19 protein-coding genes are annotated in these 18,730 nt (G+C 57.1%); 4 read left to right on the top strand and 15 right to left on the bottom strand.

Going from position 1 to position 18,730, the window contains the following annotated elements:
- On the top strand, positions 1-186 hold a 186-nt coding region (locus WFO70_RS21160), incomplete at its 5' end, for a hypothetical protein (RefSeq protein WP_337019093.1).
- Here WFO70_RS21160 and hemG read toward each other — a convergent pair.
- The 4 genes from hemG to pepQ are packed head-to-tail and all read right to left on the bottom strand — an operon-like array spanning position 163 to position 4,155.
- Positions 163-705, bottom strand: coding sequence for a menaquinone-dependent protoporphyrinogen IX dehydrogenase (gene hemG / locus WFO70_RS21165; protein WP_337019095.1), 543 nt, complete (start codon positions 703-705; stop codon positions 163-165). The genes WFO70_RS21160 and hemG overlap by 24 nt on opposite strands.
- A 12-nt stretch (positions 706-717) precedes the next feature.
- Positions 718-2,169, bottom strand: coding sequence for a Trk system potassium transporter TrkH (gene trkH, locus WFO70_RS21170; protein WP_337019097.1), 1,452 nt, complete (start codon positions 2,167-2,169; stop codon positions 718-720).
- Between the two features lie 40 nt (positions 2,170-2,209).
- Entirely contained in the window at positions 2,210-2,824 is a 615-nt protein-coding gene (locus WFO70_RS21175; protein WP_337019099.1) for an IMPACT family protein, read from the bottom strand.
- Positions 2,824-4,155, bottom strand: coding sequence for a Xaa-Pro dipeptidase (gene pepQ / locus WFO70_RS21180; protein WP_337019216.1), 1,332 nt, complete (start codon positions 4,153-4,155; stop codon positions 2,824-2,826). Before pepQ ends, WFO70_RS21175 begins: the two co-directional genes overlap by 1 nt.
- Positions 4,156-4,342: 187 nt before the next feature.
- On the opposite strand from pepQ, the gene fadB reads away from it, so the two are divergent.
- Entirely contained in the window at positions 4,343-6,532 is a 2,190-nt protein-coding gene (fadB, locus tag WFO70_RS21185) for a fatty acid oxidation complex subunit alpha FadB (protein WP_337019218.1), read from the top strand.
- Positions 6,533-6,541: 9 nt separating this feature from the next.
- Positions 6,542-7,705 carry an acetyl-CoA C-acyltransferase FadA gene (fadA, locus tag WFO70_RS21190; RefSeq protein ID WP_337019101.1) on the top strand — a complete coding sequence of 388 codons (1,164 nt, stop codon included), beginning with the start codon at positions 6,542-6,544 and terminating at the stop codon, positions 7,703-7,705.
- Between the two features lie 183 nt (positions 7,706-7,888).
- Here the strand turns inward: fadA and fre are convergent, their stop codons facing one another.
- Together fre and ubiD are read right to left on the bottom strand one after the other, a co-directional pair.
- Positions 7,889-8,590, bottom strand: coding sequence for an NAD(P)H-flavin reductase (gene fre / locus WFO70_RS21195; RefSeq protein WP_262660751.1), 702 nt, complete (start codon positions 8,588-8,590; stop codon positions 7,889-7,891).
- Positions 8,591-8,632: 42 nt separating this feature from the next.
- Positions 8,633-10,117, bottom strand: a complete 1,485-nt coding sequence (gene ubiD, locus WFO70_RS21200; protein WP_337019104.1) for a 4-hydroxy-3-polyprenylbenzoate decarboxylase — start codon at positions 10,115-10,117, stop codon at positions 8,633-8,635.
- A gap of 183 nt (positions 10,118-10,300) precedes the next feature.
- On the opposite strand from ubiD, the gene rfaH reads away from it, so the two are divergent.
- The gene (gene rfaH / locus WFO70_RS21205) at positions 10,301-10,792 is read left to right on the top strand and encodes a transcription/translation regulatory transformer protein RfaH (RefSeq protein ID WP_333854917.1); all 492 of its coding nucleotides are present in this window, start codon (positions 10,301-10,303) and stop codon (positions 10,790-10,792) included.
- Here rfaH and tatD read toward each other — a convergent pair.
- The 9 genes from tatD to udp all read right to left on the bottom strand — a co-directional run bounded on the left by tatD (position 10,789) and on the right by udp (position 18,666).
- A complete protein-coding gene (tatD, locus tag WFO70_RS21210) occupies positions 10,789-11,571 on the bottom strand; it encodes a 3'-5' ssDNA/RNA exonuclease TatD (protein ID WP_337019107.1) in 783 nt (260 codons plus the stop codon). The two genes, rfaH and tatD, sit on opposite strands and share 4 nt — an antisense overlap.
- Positions 11,572-11,612: 41 nt before the next feature.
- Complete coding sequence (gene tatC / locus WFO70_RS21215; RefSeq protein ID WP_337019109.1) at positions 11,613-12,374, bottom strand: Sec-independent protein translocase subunit TatC; 762 nt, start codon at positions 12,372-12,374, stop codon at positions 11,613-11,615.
- 2 nt (positions 12,375-12,376) lie between these two features.
- Positions 12,377-12,904, bottom strand: a complete 528-nt coding sequence (tatB, locus tag WFO70_RS21220) for a Sec-independent protein translocase protein TatB (RefSeq protein ID WP_337019111.1) — start codon at positions 12,902-12,904, stop codon at positions 12,377-12,379.
- Between the two features lie 3 nt (positions 12,905-12,907).
- Entirely contained in the window at positions 12,908-13,162 is a 255-nt protein-coding gene (gene tatA / locus WFO70_RS21225; protein WP_032615095.1) for a Sec-independent protein translocase subunit TatA, read from the bottom strand.
- A gap of 76 nt (positions 13,163-13,238) precedes the next feature.
- On the bottom strand, positions 13,239-14,879 hold the full coding sequence (gene ubiB, locus WFO70_RS21230; protein ID WP_337019113.1) for a ubiquinone biosynthesis regulatory protein kinase UbiB: 1,641 nt from the start codon (positions 14,877-14,879) through the stop codon (positions 13,239-13,241).
- Positions 14,876-15,481: a ubiquinone biosynthesis protein UbiJ gene (gene ubiJ, locus WFO70_RS21235; protein ID WP_337019114.1), complete on the bottom strand. Its 606-nt coding sequence runs from the start codon at positions 15,479-15,481 to the stop codon at positions 14,876-14,878. The genes ubiB and ubiJ overlap by 4 nt, the downstream gene beginning before the upstream one ends.
- A gap of 13 nt (positions 15,482-15,494) precedes the next feature.
- Positions 15,495-16,250, bottom strand: coding sequence for a bifunctional demethylmenaquinone methyltransferase/2-methoxy-6-polyprenyl-1,4-benzoquinol methylase UbiE (gene ubiE / locus WFO70_RS21240; RefSeq protein WP_032615102.1), 756 nt, complete (start codon positions 16,248-16,250; stop codon positions 15,495-15,497).
- 66 nt (positions 16,251-16,316) lie between these two features.
- Positions 16,317-17,765, bottom strand: a complete 1,449-nt coding sequence (gene rmuC / locus WFO70_RS21245; protein WP_337019116.1) for a DNA recombination protein RmuC — start codon at positions 17,763-17,765, stop codon at positions 16,317-16,319.
- Positions 17,766-17,904: 139 nt separating this feature from the next.
- Entirely contained in the window at positions 17,905-18,666 is a 762-nt protein-coding gene (gene udp / locus WFO70_RS21250; RefSeq protein WP_045417628.1) for a uridine phosphorylase, read from the bottom strand.
- Positions 18,667-18,730: the final 64 nt, after the last annotated feature.

Raw genomic sequence — 18,730 nt, forward strand, 5'->3', positions numbered from 1 at the left:
TTTCAGAGTCAAGCGATTATTTCGCGCTTTTCCCTGCTGACCCGGCGGCTTGTTTGCCGTTGTTCCGTGTCAGTGGAGGCGCATTATAGGGAGTTCTTCGGCGGTGACAAGCATAAATCTCAAAAAGTTTTTCGTTCGCTTACTTTTCAAGCTTTACGTTTATTAAAGCCGCGAATTGCGGGTTAATTGCGCGATTTCCCGGGCGAAACTGGAGACCTGGGGCCAGTCGGTGTAGACCACTTCTTTACGTGTATCCGTTTCACCGCCGGTCATCTTCATAATAAGACGAATCATAAAGCGATCGTACCAACGATAGCGCGGGTAACGCAGGGCACCGGCAAAGACGGCACAGGCCACTGGCTTCCAGGGCGAGTTCAGCAAAAACTTACGCGTGTAGCTGTTAGTCTGCGGGGTACGCTTTTCCGCTTTACGCGCCACCAGGTTCACGGAGAAGAAAGCGCCCGGCAGGCTGTTCAGCATTGCCGTGTGCTTTTTCACAAAACGATCCACCGCCGGATGGAAATGGCCGTAGCGAATCGATGCGCCGATCACTACACGGTCATACTCCTGCCATGCAATCTCTTCGGTGCGGTTCAGGTTGATGACGTCGGCATAGATGCCCTGCTCTTTTAACTCAGACGCCAGAAAAGCGGCAATCTCGCGCGTTTGCCCGTCGCGCGTTGAAAATAGAATTAATGTTTTCACAAATGGCTCCCTTTATTCGCGCCAGAATGTTGGGGTAAAGAGGACCAACAGCGTAAAGACCTCAAGACGCCCGAACAGCATGTTGGCAATCAGGATCCACTTCGCGGTCGGATTCATGCTGGCAAAGTTATCTGCGACCACGCCAAGGCCGGGTCCCAGGTTATTCAGTGTGGCGACAACAGAAGCGAACGCCGAGAAGTCATCCACGCCCGTGGCGATAATCGCCAGCATGCTGACGATAAAGACCAGCGCGTAGGCGGAGAAGAACCCCCACACCGCTTCGAGAATACGTTCCGGTAGCGCGCGGTTACCCAGCTTGATGCTGTAGACCGCATTCGGGTGCACCAGACGTTTAAGCTCGCGGTTACCCTGTTTAAACAGCAGCAGAATACGGATCACTTTCAAGCCGCCCCCCGTCGACCCGGCACAGCCGCCGATAAAGGCCGAACAGAGCAGCAGGACCGGCAGGAAGAGCGGCCAGCGCGCAATGCTGTCGGTGGTAAAACCTGCGGTCGTCGCCATCGACACCACCTGGAAGAAGGCCTGGTTCAGCGTAGTCACCGCCGAGGCATAGACATCGTGTAACCACAGCACCAGGGTGCAGATCGCCACCAGCGTCAGCTGCACGCCGATAAACATGCGGAATTCCGGATCGCGCCAGTAAACCTTCAGGTTACGGCCACTGAGTAAAGAGAAGTGCAGACCGTAGTTACAGCCGGAGATCAGAAGGAATACCGCAATGATGGTGTTGATCGTCGGGCTGTCAAAATAGCCGATGCTGGCATCATGGGTTGAGAACCCCCCGATCGCGATGGTGGCAAAGCTATGGCCGATAGCATCAAAGGCCGGCATCCCGGCAAACCACAGCGCCAGCGCACAGGCGACGGTCAGCAGTACATAGATGAGCCACAGGGTTTTAGCCGTCTCGGCGATACGCGGCCGCATCTTGTTATCTTTCAGCGGCCCCGGCATCTCGGCCCGGTAGAGCTGCATCCCCCCGACACCCAGTATCGGCAGAATAGCGACAGCTAAGACGATGATCCCCATCCCGCCAAACCACTGCAGCATCTGCCGGTAGAAAAGGATGGCATGAGGAAGCGAGTCCAGCCCCACCAGCGTGGTGGCCCCGGTAGTCGTCAGCCCGGAAAAGGATTCAAAGAACGCATCGGTGATCGTCAGGTTGGGCTGTTCAGAGAAGATGAAGGGCAATGCCCCCACGCTGCCCAGCACGGTCCAGAACAGCACCACGATAAGGAAGCCTTCGCGGGATTTCAGCTCCCCTTTCTCACGGCGGTTAGGCCACCACAGCAGGGAGCCAATCATCAGCGCGACGAAAAAGGTCTGTGTAAAGGCCCGGCCCGCACCATCCCGATAAATAAGCGCCACCAGTCCGGGGAGGATCATCGTCCCGGAGAAGAGTATGACCAGCAATCCAACGATTCGGGTTATGGCACGAAAATGCATCTCTGCCGCTTCCTTAGGTATTCAATAAGTAAGGTGGGGATTATTCTTCAATCGGCCGTAATTGCAACGAACCACGACTAAAATCAGCCAGTTTTGCTGAGAATACCGGAAGCGACGCTTGGGGTAGCGCCACACGCAATTGCACCGTCGCCTGGTAATCACTGTGCACAATCAGGCCCTGATACTGCTTCAGCAACGCTTCGATGCCGGATAACTGGGCGTAATCGCACAATAAAGTATATTCGGTAAGTGGCGTTTTGCGGATCGTTGTCAGGTGATTCAGCGCCTGCTGGACGCCGCCGCCATAGGCCTTAACCAGCCCGCCTGTTCCGAGTAATACGCCGCCGTAGTAACGCACCACGACGGCGGTGATTTCGCCAATGCCGCTGCCCATTAACTGAGAGAGCATCGGTTTGCCCGCCGTGCCCGCCGGTTCACCATCATCCGAGAACCCGAGCTTTTGTGAATCATCAGGCGGCCCGGCCACCCATGCCACACAGTGGTGGCGGGCGTCAGGATGTTCTGCCCGTACTGACTCAACAAAAGCTTTTGCCGCCTCCACGCCGTCGGTATGGGCCAACAGCGTGATGAAACGGCTCTTTTTGATCTCTTCCGTAAAGGTGACCGGCGCTGCCGGTATGAGCCAGCTTTCCATTACGCCAGCTTCAGGTCTCGCGTCATGTTTTCCGTACCGTTTTCGTGGATCACCACGTTATCTTCGATACGGATGCCACCAAACGGCTTCAGCGCCTCAATTTTCTGCCAGTTGAAGTGCTTGCTGAACTGCCCTTCGCGCCACGGCGCCAGCAGAGACTCAATAAAGTAGATGCCCGGCTCGATGGTCAACACCATGCGCGGCTGCAGGATGCGGGTGCAGCGCAGGTAAGGATATTTGGACGGTGCCGCCAGATGGGTACCGGTGTCATCCTGCATAAAGCCAGCGGTGTCGTGCACCTGCAGACCCAGCGGATGGCCGATACCGTGCGGCATAAACGGTCCGGTCAGGTCGTTTTCCACCATCGCCTCTTCGCTCATATCGCTGACGATCTGATGCTTACGCAGCAGCTTCGCAATACGCTGATGGAACTGAACGTGGTAATCCACGTAGCTCACGCCGGCCTTCATGGTAGCGATCAGAGCCAGCTGCTCTTCATTGACGTCTTTGATCAGCTGGGCGAACTCGGTATCGCTGTTGCCGGCCCAGGTGCGGGTCAGGTCAGCGGCATAGCCGTTGTACTCCGCACCGGCATCCAGCAGGAAGCTGCGCATTTCAGACGGCGCGCGGTGATCGAGTTTGGTGTAGTGCAGCACTGCCGCATGCTCATTCAGCGCCACGATGTTGCTGTACGGCACGTCGGTATCACGATGGCCGGTGGCGGTCAGGTAGGCCTGGTTAATGTCGAACTCGCTCATGCCGGACAGGAAGGCTTCGTGCGCCGCACGGTGGCCGTTGACCGCGGTTTTTTGCGCTTCGCGCATGCATGCCAGCTCATAGTCGGTCTTATAGGAGCGATAGTAGTGCAGATAGTCGATAACGCCTTTCGGGTTGATGTTATCCGCAGCGATCTCCAGACTGCGCGCACGTTCCGGTACCGGGCCAATATAGGCCATGTTGCCGCGGGCGGTTGGTAACTGGCTGCCAATGCCGTCAGCTTTCGGCAGGGCAATCACCTCAATTTCTTCCGTCCAGAAGGAGGTCGGCAGCGGTTCCACGTTGTGCCAGTAATCCACCGGCAGGTAGAACCACAGTTTTGGCTTGTTCACGCCATCCACCAGCAACCAGCAATTGGGAACCTGGGTTACCGGCACCCAGGCTTTAAATTGCGGGTTAACCTTGAAGGGATAGGCGTGATCGTCGAGAAAGACATTAAACAGCTCGCCGGAGTGGATGAGTAAGGCATCCAGCTTAAAGCGGGCCAGTACGTCGCGGGTACGTTCCTGTAACGTAACAATGTGATTTTTATACAGCGCGGCCAGTGAGTCCATCATTCTTCCTTTTGTTTTGACCTCAAGTCACCGCATCTTAGCACACCTCAGAAAAGCTGCGTGATCTCCGCCGAGCGTGATCAGACCTACAATTATTTAATGACTAATTTGCATTTCATTAACACAAAACCCACACTCCGAATCATCTGGTATGACCAGATCCAATTGCTGGATTCAGGAGACCGACATGCTCTACAAAGGCGACACCCTGTACGTAGACTGGCTGGAAGGTGGCATTGCCGAACTGGTGTTCGACGCCCCCGGCTCAGTGAATAAACTGGACACCGCAACCGTGGCCAGCCTTGGACATGCGCTGGACGTGCTTGAAAAACAAGCCGATTTAAAAGGTCTGCTGCTGCGTTCCGAAAAAGCGGCATTTATCGTCGGCGCAGACATCACCGAATTCCTCTCCCTGTTCCTGGTGCCCCAGGAGCAGCTGAGCCAGTGGCTGCATTTTGCCAACAGCGTCTTTAACCGCCTGGAAGATCTGCCGGTCCCGACGATCGCTGCGGTCAACGGCTATGCCCTCGGCGGCGGCTGCGAATGCGTGCTGGCGACTGATTACCGTCTGGCCACGCCGGATCTGCGCATTGGTCTGCCGGAAACCAAGCTGGGCATTATGCCGGGCTTTGGCGGCTCGGTCCGACTGCCGCGCCTGCTGGGTGCTGACAGCGCCCTGGAGATCATTGCGGCCGGTAAAGACGTGGGTGCCGATCAGGCGTTAAAACTCGGTCTGGTGGATGGCGTGGTCAAGCCTGAAAAACTGCAGGAAGGGGCGCTGACTATTCTGCGTCAGGCGATCAACGGCGACCTCGACTGGAAAGCGAAACGTCAGCCGAAGCTGGAGCCGCTGCACTTAAGTAAAATTGAAGCCACCATGAGTTTCACCATCGCCAAAGGCATGGTGATGCAGACGGCGGGTAAACACTATCCGGCGCCGATCACCGCGGTGAAAACCATCGAAGCTGCCGCGCGTCTGAGCCGTGACGAAGCACTGCAATTAGAAAACCAAAGTTTTGTCCCGCTGGCTCACACCAACGAAGCCCGCGCGCTGGTCGGTATTTTCCTCAACGATCAGTTCGTGAAGGGTAAAGCGAAGCAGCTCACCAAAAATGTCGAGACGCCAAAACAGGCGGCGGTACTGGGCGCAGGCATCATGGGCGGCGGCATCGCCTACCAGTCGGCGTGGAAAGGCGTGCCGGTGGTGATGAAAGACATCAACGAGAAATCGCTGAACCTGGGCATGACCGAAGCGGCCAAGCTGCTGAACAAACAGCTGGAACGCGGCAAGATTGATGGCCTGAAGCTCTCCGGCGTCATCTCCACCATCCATCCGACGCTGGAATACAGCGGGTTCGATCGCGTGGATGTGGTCGTCGAAGCGGTGGTCGAAAACCCGAAAGTGAAAAAAGCGGTGCTGGCGGAGACAGAAGACAAGGTACGCCCGGATACGGTGCTGGCCTCCAACACCTCTACTATTCCAATCAGCGAACTGGCGAGCGTCCTTAAGCGTCCGGAAAACTTCTGCGGTATGCACTTCTTTAACCCGGTGCACCGTATGCCGCTGGTTGAAGTGATCCGCGGGGAGAAAACCTCTGACGAAACCCTCGCCAAAGTGGTGGCCTGGGCCAGCAAGATGGGCAAAACCCCGATTGTGGTTAACGACTGCCCGGGCTTCTTCGTCAACCGCGTGCTGTTCCCGTACTTCGCCGGTTTCAGCCAGCTGCTGCGTGACGGGGCGGATTTCCGCAAGATCGACAAAGTGATGGAAAAACAGTTCGGCTGGCCGATGGGCCCGGCCTATCTGCTGGATGTGGTCGGGATTGATACCGCCCACCACGCCCAGGCGGTGATGGCGGCAGGTTTCCCGCAGCGGATGCAAAAAGATTACCGCGATGCTATCGATGCCCTGTTCGAATCGAACCGCTACGGTCAGAAAAACGGCCTCGGCTTCTGGCGTTATAAAGAAGACAGCAAAGGCAAGCCGAAGAAAGAGGAAGACGCCGCCGTGGATAGCCTGCTGGCAGAGGTCAGCCACGCGAAGCGCGATTTCAGCGACGAAGAGATTATCGCCCGCATGATGATCCCGATGGTCAACGAAGTGGTGCGTTGTCTTGAAGAGGGCATTATCGCCAGCCCTGCGGAAGCGGATATGGCGCTGGTCTACGGCCTGGGCTTCCCTCCGTTCCACGGCGGCGCGTTCCGCTGGCTGGATACGCTGGGCAGCGCCCGCTATCTGGATATGACGCAGCAGTATGAGCATCTCGGCGCGCTGTATCAGGCTCCGGAAGGACTGCGTACCAAAGCGCGTAATAATGAAGCGTACTATCCCCCGGTTGAGCCTGCCCGTCCGGTTGGCGCACTGAAAACGGCTTAAGGAGTCACAATGGAACAGGTTGTCATTGTCGATGCAATTCGCACCCCGATGGGCCGTTCGAAGGGCGGCGCATTTCGTAACGTGCGCGCGGAAGATCTCTCCGCGCATTTAATGCGTAGCCTGCTGGCGCGCAACCCGGCGCTGGACGCTACCGCGCTGGACGATATCTACTGGGGCTGCGTGCAGCAGACGCTGGAGCAGGGCTTTAACATCGCCCGTAACGCGGCGCTGCTGGCGGAAATCCCGCATTCGGTACCGGCAGTCACCGTCAACCGCCTGTGCGGTTCATCGATGCAGGCCCTGCACGATGCGGCACGGATGATCATGACCGGCGATGCGCAGGTGTGCATGATTGGCGGCGTGGAGCACATGGGCCATGTGCCGATGAACCACGGCGTCGATTTCCACCCAGGCATGAGCCGCACCGTGGCGAAAGCCGCGGGCATGATGGGGCTGACCGCAGAAATGCTCTCCCGCCTGCACGGCATCAGCCGCGAAATGCAGGACAGCTTTGCCGCCCGCTCCCACGCCCGTGCCTGGGCTGCGACGCAGTCCGGTGCGTTCAAAAATGAAATTCTGCCGACCGGCGGTCACGACGCCGACGGCGTGCTGAAGCAGTTCTACTTCGACGAAGTGATCCGTCCGGAAACCACCGTTGAAGCGCTCTCGACGCTGAAACCGGCCTTTGATCCGGTGACCGGTACCGTGACGGCGGGCAGCTCTTCTGCTCTGTCCGATGGTGCAGCGGCGATGCTGGTGATGAGCGAAAGTCGCGCCCGCGAGCTGGGCCTGACGCCGCGCGCCCGTATCCGCTCGATGGCGGTGGTGGGTTGCGATCCGTCCATCATGGGTTACGGCCCGGTTCCGGCCTCAAAGCTGGCGCTGAAAAAAGCCGGACTCGCCACCAGCGATATCGACCTCTTCGAGATGAACGAAGCCTTCGCCGCGCAGATCCTGCCGTGCATTAAGGATCTGGGACTGATGGATCAGATCGACGAGAAGATTAACCTCAACGGCGGTGCCATCGCGCTGGGTCACCCGCTGGGTTGTTCCGGGGCACGTATCAGCACCACGCTGATCAACCTGATGGAACGCAAAGATGCTCAGTTTGGTCTGGCGACCATGTGTATCGGCCTGGGTCAGGGGATCGCGACGGTATTTGAGAGAGTGTAATCGAAGAATATTCCCCTAAATCATTCGCGTTGCATCGCGGCGGCAACTGCGCGAATCCCCGGGAGCATAGTTAACTATGTGACCGGGGTGAGCAAAGGCAGCCAACAAAGAGGCAGCGTGAATGATGACGGGGAAAGGTTTAGTTGCCGTTTTCCCGCCTGTCAGGGGCGGGTTTTTTTCGTCTCAGATAAATGCAAATGCGTCGCCGAACAGGCGATCTTCACGGGCGTTACGTTCATTGCAGAACAGGTCCCGGGCAATTTTCGCCATCTCAAACCGGCCGGCAATATAGATATCGTGATTCACCAGCGTACCGTGATCCTGCAGTACCGCCGTTAACACCGTGCCGCTGCGACCGCGCCATCCCTCTTCCGGCTGCTCAACCACCGGCTCAACGCGCAGGTTCGGATGGGTCACGCTCAGCGCTTCCAGCTCAGACAGATCGTAAAGATGCTTCGCCTCGCGGCCACCCCAGTAGATGGTGATGTCGCGGTCCGGGTTACGCGCCAGCGCCGTCAGCAGAATGGAGCGCACGTAGGAGAAGCCGGTACCGCCCGCAATCAGGATCAGCGGACGCTCTTCGTCATCGCGCAGCCAGGCTTCGCCGTGAGGAATATCAATTTCGATCTCGTTCTCTTTCAGGATGCGATCCATCACCGCCATCGCATACAGGTTGAGCTCAGACGCCCCAATGTGCAGCTCGATAAACTCTTGCTCGTCCGGCGTCGAGGCCATTGAGAAAGGACGCTTATCCCGCTCATCCATCACCACCATTAAATACTGGCCAGCGCGGAAGGAGAACGCCGATTCAGGTACTAAACGGACGCGATATACGGTGTCGGTGATAGCGTCTACCGAAGTCACTTTACAGCTTAAGGTTGTCATTCGCTCTCTCTGTCGGGAAGTCTAAAGGGCATAACGGCGCATTCAGGCGTCTTTACCGTTATTCATTATGGCCAGTTCATCCCAGATCGCGTCAATTCGCGCAGTCACCTCAGGATCCTTTTTGATCGGACGACCCCATTCACGTTGGGTTTCGCCGGGCCATTTATTGGTGGCATCCAGTCCCATTTTTGAGCCAAGACCGGAAACCGGCGAGGCAAAATCCAGGTAATCTATCGGCGTGTTTTCAACTAACACGGTATCGCGTGCCGGATCCATACGGGTGGTAATGGCCCAGATCACGTCATTCCAGTCACGGGCGTTGACGTCATCATCGCAAACGATCACAAACTTGGTATACATAAACTGGCGCAGGAAAGACCATACGCCCATCATCACCCGTTTAGCGTGACCCGCATACTGCTTCTTAATGGTTACCACCGCCAGGCGATAGGAGCAACCTTCCGGCGGCAGATAGAAATCAACGATTTCCGGGAACTGCTTTTGCAGGATCGGCACGAAGACTTCGTTCAGCGCCACGCCAAGCACCGCGGGTTCATCCGGCGGACGGCCCGTGTAGGTGGAGTGGTAAATGGCATCTTCACGCTGGGTAATGTGCGTCACGGTAAACACCGGGAAGCTGTCAATTTCGTTGTAATAGCCGGTGTGGTCGCCATAGGGTCCTTCCGGTGCCATCTCGCCCGCCTCGATGTAGCCTTCGAGCACGATTTCGGCGCTGGCAGGCACTTCCAGATCGTTCGACACGCACTTCACCACTTCGGTTTTAGTGCCGCGTAGCAGCCCGGCAAAGGCGTATTCCGACAGGGTGTCCGGCACCGGCGTAACGGCACCGAGAATGGTGGCCGGATCGGCACCCAGCGCCACGGCGACCGGGAAGCGTTCGCCCGGATGGGCCGCGCACCACTCCTGGAAATCAAGCGCGCCGCCGCGATGCGACAGCCAGCGCATAATCAATTTATTCTTACCAATCAGCTGCTGACGATAGATCCCGAGGTTCTGGCGCTCTTTATGCGGACCGCGGGTTACGGTCAGACCCCAGGTGATCAGCGGGGCGGCGTCTTCTGGCCAGCACTGCATGATCGGGATACGCGTCAGATCGACCGCATCGCCTTCCAGGATTTTCTGCTGGCAGGGGGCGCCGCGCAGACGTTTGGTCGGCATATTCAGGACTTGCTTAAACTGCGGCAGCTTATCGAAGAGATCGCGAAACCCTTTTGGCGGCTCTGGCTCTTTTAAAAAGGCCAGCAACTTACCCACTTCACGCAACGCGCTGACATTCTCCTGCCCCATTCCCATCGCCACCCGTTTGGGTGTGCCAAACAGGTTGCACAGGACCGGCATGGTGTAGCCTTTCGGGTTTTCAAACAGGAGCGCTGGCCCACCGGCGCGAAGCGTGCGGTCGGCAATCTCTGTCATCTCCAGATAAGGATCGACAGGAAGGGTGATGCGTTTAAGTTCGCCCTGCTTTTCCAGCAGTTCCAGGAAGTCGCGTAGATCGTTGTATTTCATGCAGTTAGTCAAGCTCTCTCTTTAAGCGTTTCATTATACGGCGTAAGACTGCCTGATGCTGTATTTTTGTTAAATAAGCGTGAAGATTCACGTCTTCTTCTGCGTACGGCCAGTATAATCAGCTTAGCGATCCCGCCAGGGTTTTGATATGCTTGCCGGCATAACAAGCGGAAAAGAGTCATTATGCAGGCCTGGTATTTACTGTATTGCAAGCGTGGGCAACTTCAGCGTGCTCAGGAACATCTGGAACGCCAGGCGGTGAACTGTCTGACGCCTGTGATCACGCTGGAAAAAATGGTTCGTGGTAAACGCACCACCGTCAGTGAGCCGCTGTTCCCTAACTACCTGTTTGTTGAATTCGACCCGGAAGTGATCCACACCACCACCATCAATGCGACGCGCGGTGTCAGCCACTTTGTGCGCTTCGGCGCGCATCCGGCCACGGTGCCCTCATCCGTGATCCACCAGCTCTCGGTCTACAAACAGCCTGAAGGCATTACCGATCCCGATACCCCCTTCTCCGGCGACGATGTGGTGATCACCGAAGGGGCCTTTGAAGGGCTGGTGGCCATTTTCGCGGAGCCGGACGGTGAAGCCCGCTCCATGCTGCTGCTGAACTTGCTGAATAAAGAAGTGAAGCAGAGCGTGAAAAATACCAGCTTCCGCAAAGTTTAAAAGTCGACACCAAACAGACGACGCACGTTGTTATCCGTCTGCGCAGCCAGCCACTGCGCCTCTTCGCCGCGCCAGTGGGCGATCCGCTCCATGATATGCCCCAGATAAGCCGGTTCATTGCGTCCCGATGCCGGTTTAGGACGGAGATCGCGCGGCAGCAGATAAGGTGCGTCGGTCTCCACTAACAGACGATCGGCAGGAATGACCGGCAGCAGCTCGCGCAGCTCCAGCCCGCGCCGTTCATCGCAGACCCAGCCGGTGATCCCCAGATACAGCCCACGTTCCAGACACTCTATCGCCTCCTGCCGCGTGCCGGTAAAACAGTGCAGCACCGCACCGGGCAGCTTATCCAGCCAGGGTTCCAGCAGTGCCAGAAAGCGTTCGTGCGCGTCCCGGCAGTGCATAAACACCGGCATGCCCAGCTCCGCGGCTAACGCCAGCTGGGCGCTAAAGGCATGCTCCTGTTCGGCGGGAGTCGAGAAGTTGCGGTTAAAGTCGAGACCACACTCGCCGATAGCCACCACTTCAGGCGCGGCGGCTAAGGCCCGGAGCCTGTCGGCGCTTTCCGCGGTCCACTGGCTGCTGTCGTGCGGATGGACGCCCGCCGTTGACCAGCAGCGATCGTAGCGCTGCGCCAGCTGCTGCGCCTGTTCGCTTTCGTGCAGACTGGTGCCCGTCAGCAGTAAGCCGTTAACCCCGGCGGCGACGGCTCTGGCCACCACCTCATCGCGATCCCGGGCAAACTGCGGGCTGGTCAGGTTCAGACCGATATCAAACATACAGGCTCCCATATGACAACCGCCCTGGCGGGCGGTTGGTGTTATTCTTCTGTTCCTTCGGACTCTTCGTCGTGATCTTCACGTCGCTTACCGGTATAGAAGCGCGAGAAGAAGACACCCACCTCAAACAGGCAATACATCGGGATCGCCAGCAGGGTTTGCGAGAAGACGTCAGGCGGCGTGAGCAGCATGCCCACAACAAAGGCACCCACCAGAATATAAGGCCGCTTTTTGCGTAATTCATCCGGAGTGGTGATCCCCATCCAGCAGAGCAGCACGATGGCCACCGGCACCTCAAACGCCACGCCGAAGGCCATGAACAGCGCCATCACAAAGCTCAGATAGCTGGCAATGTCCGTCGAGACCTGGACCCCTACCGGTGCGGTATTGGCCAGGAAGCCAAACGCCAGCGGGAAGACCACGAAGTAGGCGAAGGCCATGCCGATATAAAACAGCAGCGAGCTGGAGACCAGCAGCGGGATCACCAGGCGGCGTTCATGCTTATACAGCGCAGGGGCAATAAAGGCCCAGACCTGATAGAGGATCACCGGCGCAGAGGCAATCAGCGACACCCAGAAGGTCAGCTTAATCGGCGTGAAGAAAGGGGATGCCACGTCGGTGGCGATCATCGTTGCCCCGAGCGGCATCTGCTTAATCAGCGGCGCAGAGACCACCTGATAGATGTCGTTGGCAAAATAGACCAGGCATAAAAAAATGAGGCAAACTGCAATAATGCAGTTCAGCAGGCGTTTACGCAGCTCGATAAGATGCGCAATCAGCGGTTGAGTTTCATCTACTGCCATGTTTACGCTTTATCACTCGACGAGGGGGACGCGTCAGCAGCGGGTGCAGGCTTTTTCTCTGCGGATGCTGGCGTCGGTTCTTGTTTCGGGGTCACCGGCTCGGCTGGCACCTGTTCGGGCGCAGTGGCCTGATGCTCAGCAGTGGCAGGCGTCACGCCTTCATGCTGCGCTTCGTTATCTTTGACCAGCGGGTTGCGAATGGTATTGGCTTCGTCGCTCGCTTTTTCCGGATCGTTAATGCTGTAGGAGCGCTTCATGGATTCCGCCGCTTCGCGCAGTTCGTCCATCGAGGCTTTCAGTTCCGGCGTCAGGTTTTCCATGCTCGCCTTTTCAACCTTTTTCAGGCTGTCCTGAAACTCCTGCAGCTTGAGCTCCTGGGCCAGCTCATTTTGCACCGTGGTCGCCAGCGATCGCAGCGCACGCACCCAGCCTGCCACCGTTTTCACCGCCACAGGCAGACGTTGCGGCCCCAGGACAATAAGGCCAATCACAAAGACCAGCAGCAGTTCACTAAAACCGATATCGAACACGAATTACACCTGCTCGTTATCGTGGCGTTTAGCATTTTCCTTTTTGGCATCGTCTTGTTTGTCGGCGATAGATTTAGCAGTGAAATCCGCATCCTGGCTGGATTTGTCCTGCTTCTCGTCATCATCTTTGATCGCTTTCTTGAAGCCTTTGATGGACGCGCCGAGATCGGACCCGATAGAACCGAGTTTTTTGGTCCCGAACAGCAGCACGACGATGACGGCAATGATCAACAATTGCCAGATACTGATACCACCCATACATCTTCCCCAGTTGTAGATGATTAATTAATCAGGCCGCATTATACGTTACGCGGCCCTGCTATAGCGACGCAATTCAGCGCGTTTTGCGCCATCCGGCTAGCCAGACAACCACGCCACCCGCCATCAACCAGGCAGGCATGAGCTCCCACTCAGGACGATTGATCAACAGCAGCGTGCCGCTTAACATCAGTATCGCCCCAATGCCAAACAGATACCGGGACTGCCCCTGACGCACATGATTGGTTTGCAACTCGCGGGCAATTTTATCCACGCTGTGCTGCAAGTTTTTGCTCTGACGCAAACTGTCATACACCAGTTCAGGAATTTCAGGCATTTTTTCAATCCAGAACGGCGCTTTCTCTTTCAGGGAGCGCACCAGCGCTGGCAGACCCACCTGATCCTTGATCCAGGATTCAAGGAAGGGTTTTGCCGTTTTCCATAAGTCTAACTGAGGATAGAGCTGCCGCCCCACCCCTTCAACGTAAAGTAATGTTTTCTGGAGTAAAACTAACTGGGGCTGCACTTCCATATTAAAGCGGCGGGCGGTATTGAACAGGTTCAGCAGCACATGGCCGAATGAGATCTCCGCCAGCGGCTTCTCGAAGATAGGCTCACAGACCGTACGAATGGCGAACTCAAACTCTTCAACGTTGGTATCCGGCGGAACCCAGCCGGAATCGACGTGCAGCTCGGCCACTTTGCGGTAATCGCGGTTGAAGAAGGCGATAAAGTTCTCGGCCAGATAGCGCTTATCTTCTTTGTTCAGCGAGCCGACGATACCGCAGTCGATGCCGATATACTGCGGATCTTCAGGGTGCTCGTAGCTGACGAAGATGTTGCCTGGGTGCATGTCGGCGTGGAAGAAGCTGTCGCGGAACACCTGGGTGAAGAAGACCTGTACGCCACGCTCGGCCAGCAGCTTCATGTTGGTGCCCTGCTTTTCCAGGGTCGCGACGTCCGAGACCGGGATCCCGTAAATACGCTCCATCACCATCATGTCCTGGCTGCAATAGTCGGAATAGACCTCCGGCACATACAGCATCGGGCTGTTTTCAAAGTTGCGGCGCAGCTGAATGGCGTTCGCCGATTCACGCAGCAGGTTCAGCTCATCAATCAGCGTCTTTTCATATTCGCGCACCACTTCCATCGGGCGCAGACGGCGGCCATCCGGCAGCAGACGCGGCACCCAGCGGGCCAGGCGGTAGATGAGCTTCATGTCGGCTCTGATGATCGGCAGAATGTCCGGGCGGATCACCTTAATGACCACCTCTTTGCCATTCTCTTTCAGCCGCGCGGTATGAACCTGCGCAATGGAGGCCGAAGCCAGCGGCTGAATGTCGAAGTCATCAAACCAGGTTTCAACCGGGATATCGCCCATCGCTTTTTCGATCTGCTGCTTAGCCAGCTTGCCATCGAAGGGGGCAACTTTATCCTGCAACATCGCCAGCTGATCGGCGATCATCGGCGGGAACAGATCACGACGGGTAGAGAGCATCTGGCCAAATTTGATCCAGACAGGCCCCAGCTCCTGAAGCGCCAGACGCAGCCGTTCACCCAGCAGTTTGTCCTGATGGCGATTGGGCATCCAGAATAGCGTTCGCCGCCAGAGACGCAGCGGCAGTGTGATGCGCATTCGGGGGATTAGCTCGTCGAGCCCGTAACTCAAAAAGGTGCGGATGATAAAGTAGAGGCGCCGAATTTCACCAGGCGTCATTTGCCCTCCAGTTTTTCAAGCCGTTTTGTCAGTGCATCAACCGCACGCTCAACCGCGGCAGTCTCTTCTGCAAACCATGCCGCTTCCAGCGGCCCCGGCGCCATGCGCCATTCCTCGGTTAACACTTCCGCGGCATAGCGCTGCTGGCGCTGAAAACCTTTCTTCAGCAACGAGGCGCCGCCACGCAGCACTTTACCGATCCCCTCAGCGGCAATATCGCCGGTCCAGGGAGCCAGCAGTTCTGCCGGGTCGAACTCGGCCAGATCGGCCAGCGCGACAAAGTTTTGCACTACCTGGATATCGCCTTCAACTTCCAGCTCGCCGCTGCGGATCAGGGCGGTAAGCTGCTGGCGATCGCGCAGTTTGGGCAGCGTGTTCAGATGAGTGATGACGGAGCAGTCGGCCTCGCCTTCCCATTCGCCGAGCACGTCGAGCTGACGCTCGCTGAATACCAGCACCAGCGGCGTCGAAAACTCTTTTAATACCACCCGCAGCACTTTGCCGTTCAGACGCTGACGCGCCGTTTTCAGCGCGGGAGACCGGTACAGAAAGGTATTCAGTACGTTTTCCACACCGGCTGTGATCAAGGGTTTAAACGGCATTTGCCACCTCCACTCAGAACTTATAACCGCGATGCAGCGCGACAACGCCTGCCGTCATGTTGAAGTAGTCAACATTGTCGAAGCCCGCATCCTGCATCATGGCTTTTAGGGTGTCCTGATTAGGGTGCATACGGATGGATTCGGCCAGGTAGCGGTAGCTGTCTGCGTCATTGGCCACCATTTCGCCAATACGCGGCAGAATGTGGAACGAATAGGCATCGTAGGCTTTGCTCAGCGGCTCAATAATCGGTTTGGAGAACTCCAGCACCAGCAGGCGTCCACCTGGTTTCAGCACGCGGTACATGGAGCGCAGCGCTTTCTCTTTATCGGTGACGTTACGCAGACCGAAAGAGATGGTGATGCAGTCAAAGGTGTTATCCGGGAAAGGCAGCGCTTCCGCGTTCGCCTGGACATATTCAACGTTGCCAACCACGCCAATATTGCGCAGCTTTTCACGCCCCATTTTCAGCATGGAGTCGTTGATATCAGCCAGCACAACGCGGCCCGTTTCGCCCACCAGACGCGAGAATTTCGCCGTCAGGTCGCCGGTGCCGCCGGCCAGATCCAGCACGGTTTGTCCACGACGCACGCCGCTACAGTCAATAGTGAAGCGCTTCCACAAGCGATGAATGCCGAATGACATCAGGTCATTCATTACATCGTACTTCGCCGCCACGGAATGGAATACGTGGGCCACCATGTCAGCTTTCTGCGCTTTAGCGACAGTCTGAAAGCCAAAGTGCGTTGTGTCTTGTGAATCTTCAACCATCTCAGAGCCTGCTTATCAGTCAAATGTTCGAGAAGTGTAACAGATTGGGCGCATTTGCCCTACGATTCAACCACCCCGGGAATAACGCTCCAGGGGGTCTGCCGACGCCTGCGCGCCTGCTAAGGTGTTGTTTGTATTTTGAACTGGCCCGTCACTGCGCAGCCGGTACTCCTCATCCTGCGATGTGGCCTGCTCAACCAATTCCGGATTAATCTCGCGTTTAACGTCCACGCCAAGGCTGCGGAACGATTCAGCCTGAGCCAGCAGGTTACCGCGCCCGGAGGCCAGCTTTTTCATCGCCTGGCGGTAGTTGTCCTGAGCGCGATCCAGGCTCTGCCCGACCGACGACATATCGTCGACGAACAGACGCATTTTGTCGTACAGGCGGCTGGCTCGATCGGCAATCTGCTGGGCATTGCGGCTCTGGTGCTCATAGCGCCACAGATTGGCAATGGTGCGCAGCGCCACCAGCAGCGTGGTAGGGCTGACCAGCATAATGTTGTTTTTTAGCGCCTCGGAGATCAGCTCCGGCTGGCGGTCCAGCGCCAGTAAGAAGGCCGGTTCAACCGGGATAAACATTAGCACATAGTCAAGCGAACGCAGGCCGGGCAGCTGCTGATAGTCTTTACGCCCCAGCAGGCGAATATGGTTACGCACCGAGGCGATATGCTCCTGCAGCGCCGACTCGCGGGTGTAGTCATCTTCGGCGTTAAAGTAGCGCTCATAGGCCACCAGGGTCATTTTGGCGTCGATGACCACGTCCTTCTCCTGGGGCAGACGGACAATGACGTCGGGCTGCATCCGCGCGCGGCTCTCGGTTTCAATGCTGACCTGGGTTTGATATTCGTGGCCCTCGCGCAGGCCGGAGGCTTCCAGCACGCGGGTCAAAACCACCTCCCCCCAGTTGCCCTGGGTTTTATTGTCGCCTTTCAGCGCCCGGGTGAGGTTGATGGCCTCCTGCGCCATCTGGGCATTCAGCTGCTGGAGGTTGCGGATTTCATGGGCCAGCGTGTGGCGTTCACGCGCCTCCTGACCAAAGCTGTCCTGCACCTGGCGACGAAAGCCGTCCAGCTGTTCGCGCAGGGGCGACAGCAGGCCGTTCAGGCTCTGGCGGTTTTGTTCCTCGACGCGGCGGTTACTCTGCTCAAAGATGCGGTTGGCAAGGTTTTCGAACTGCTCGCTCAGGCGCTGCTCGCTATTGATCATCTGGCGGATTTTGTCTTCCGCATGCAGCTGGGTGGACTCCAGCCGGGTGGTGACTTCACGCAGGTCGGCTTCCAGCGAGGTGTTGATATCCCGCAGATTGCGCAGCTCGTTGTTGAGCAGCTCGCATTCGTCACGCCAGTGCCCGCTCTGGGCGATGTTCTGTCGCAATGCACTGAGATCGGCCACCATCTCTTCACGTTCGGCAAGCTGATCGGCCTTCTGTTGCGCATGCTGATAGCTGGCGAGCAACCAGCCCACACCGACGCTGACCAGCGCAATAACGGCATAAAAAAGGATGGAAATATCCACGACGCCCCCTGCATCAAGGTATGACCCGCACAAAATAGAATTGTGCTGTATAAACGTCCAGTTTGAAAAGGGTTTTCTGCGAGGCGCTACGCAAAGAAAAAGGCCGAACAGGTCGGCCTTTGGCAAAGAAAAGGGGAAATTACAGCAGGCGGCGGGCCGCTTCCACCACGATTTTCACCGCGTGGCTTTCGGTCTGCTTCATGGTCTCGGCGTTCGGGATCTCTTGCTGGGTACGGTTAACAATCACACCCGCAACCATACCGGCACGCAGACCCTGGCTTGCGCACATGGTCAGCAGGGTGGCAGATTCCATTTCGTAGTTCATCACGCCCATAGACTGCCACTCTTCCATCGAACCCTTGAAACGGCTGACTACGCGACCGGAGAAGGTGTCGTAGCGCTCCTGGCCCGGGTAGAAGGTATCAGAGGAGGCGGTCACGCCAACGTGAGTGGTCGCACCGACGGATTTCGCGGCTTCCACCAGCGCGGTGGTGCACTCGAAATCGGCCACTGCCGGGAACTCCATTGGCGCAAAGTGCAGGCTCGCGCCGTCCAGACGCACGGATGCGGTAGTGACCAGGACGTCGCCAACGTTGATGTGCGGCTGGATCGCACCGGTGGTACCGATACGCAGGAAAGTACGGATGCCCAGCTGTGCCAGCTCTTCAACGGCAATAGAGGTAGACGGGCCACCGATACCGGTAGAGCACACGATCACCGCTTTGCCATCCAGCTCTGCCCGCCAGGTCGTGAATTCGCGATGGGCTGCCAGCTTAACCGGCTTATCCATCAGCGCGGCGATCTTTTCCACACGCTCAGGATCGCCAGGGACGATAGCGAGCGTAGCCCCTTGTAAATCGTTTTTAGTGAGGCCGAGATGAAAAACATCAGACTTAGACATAGAAAACTCCTCTGTGGGTCAGTTTGTCAGCAGAAGCAAAGCGGTACTTTACCGAAGGAACCGG

The organism is Leclercia sp. AS011 (assembly GCF_037152535.1).
Lineage (GTDB): Bacteria > Pseudomonadota > Gammaproteobacteria > Enterobacterales > Enterobacteriaceae > Enterobacter.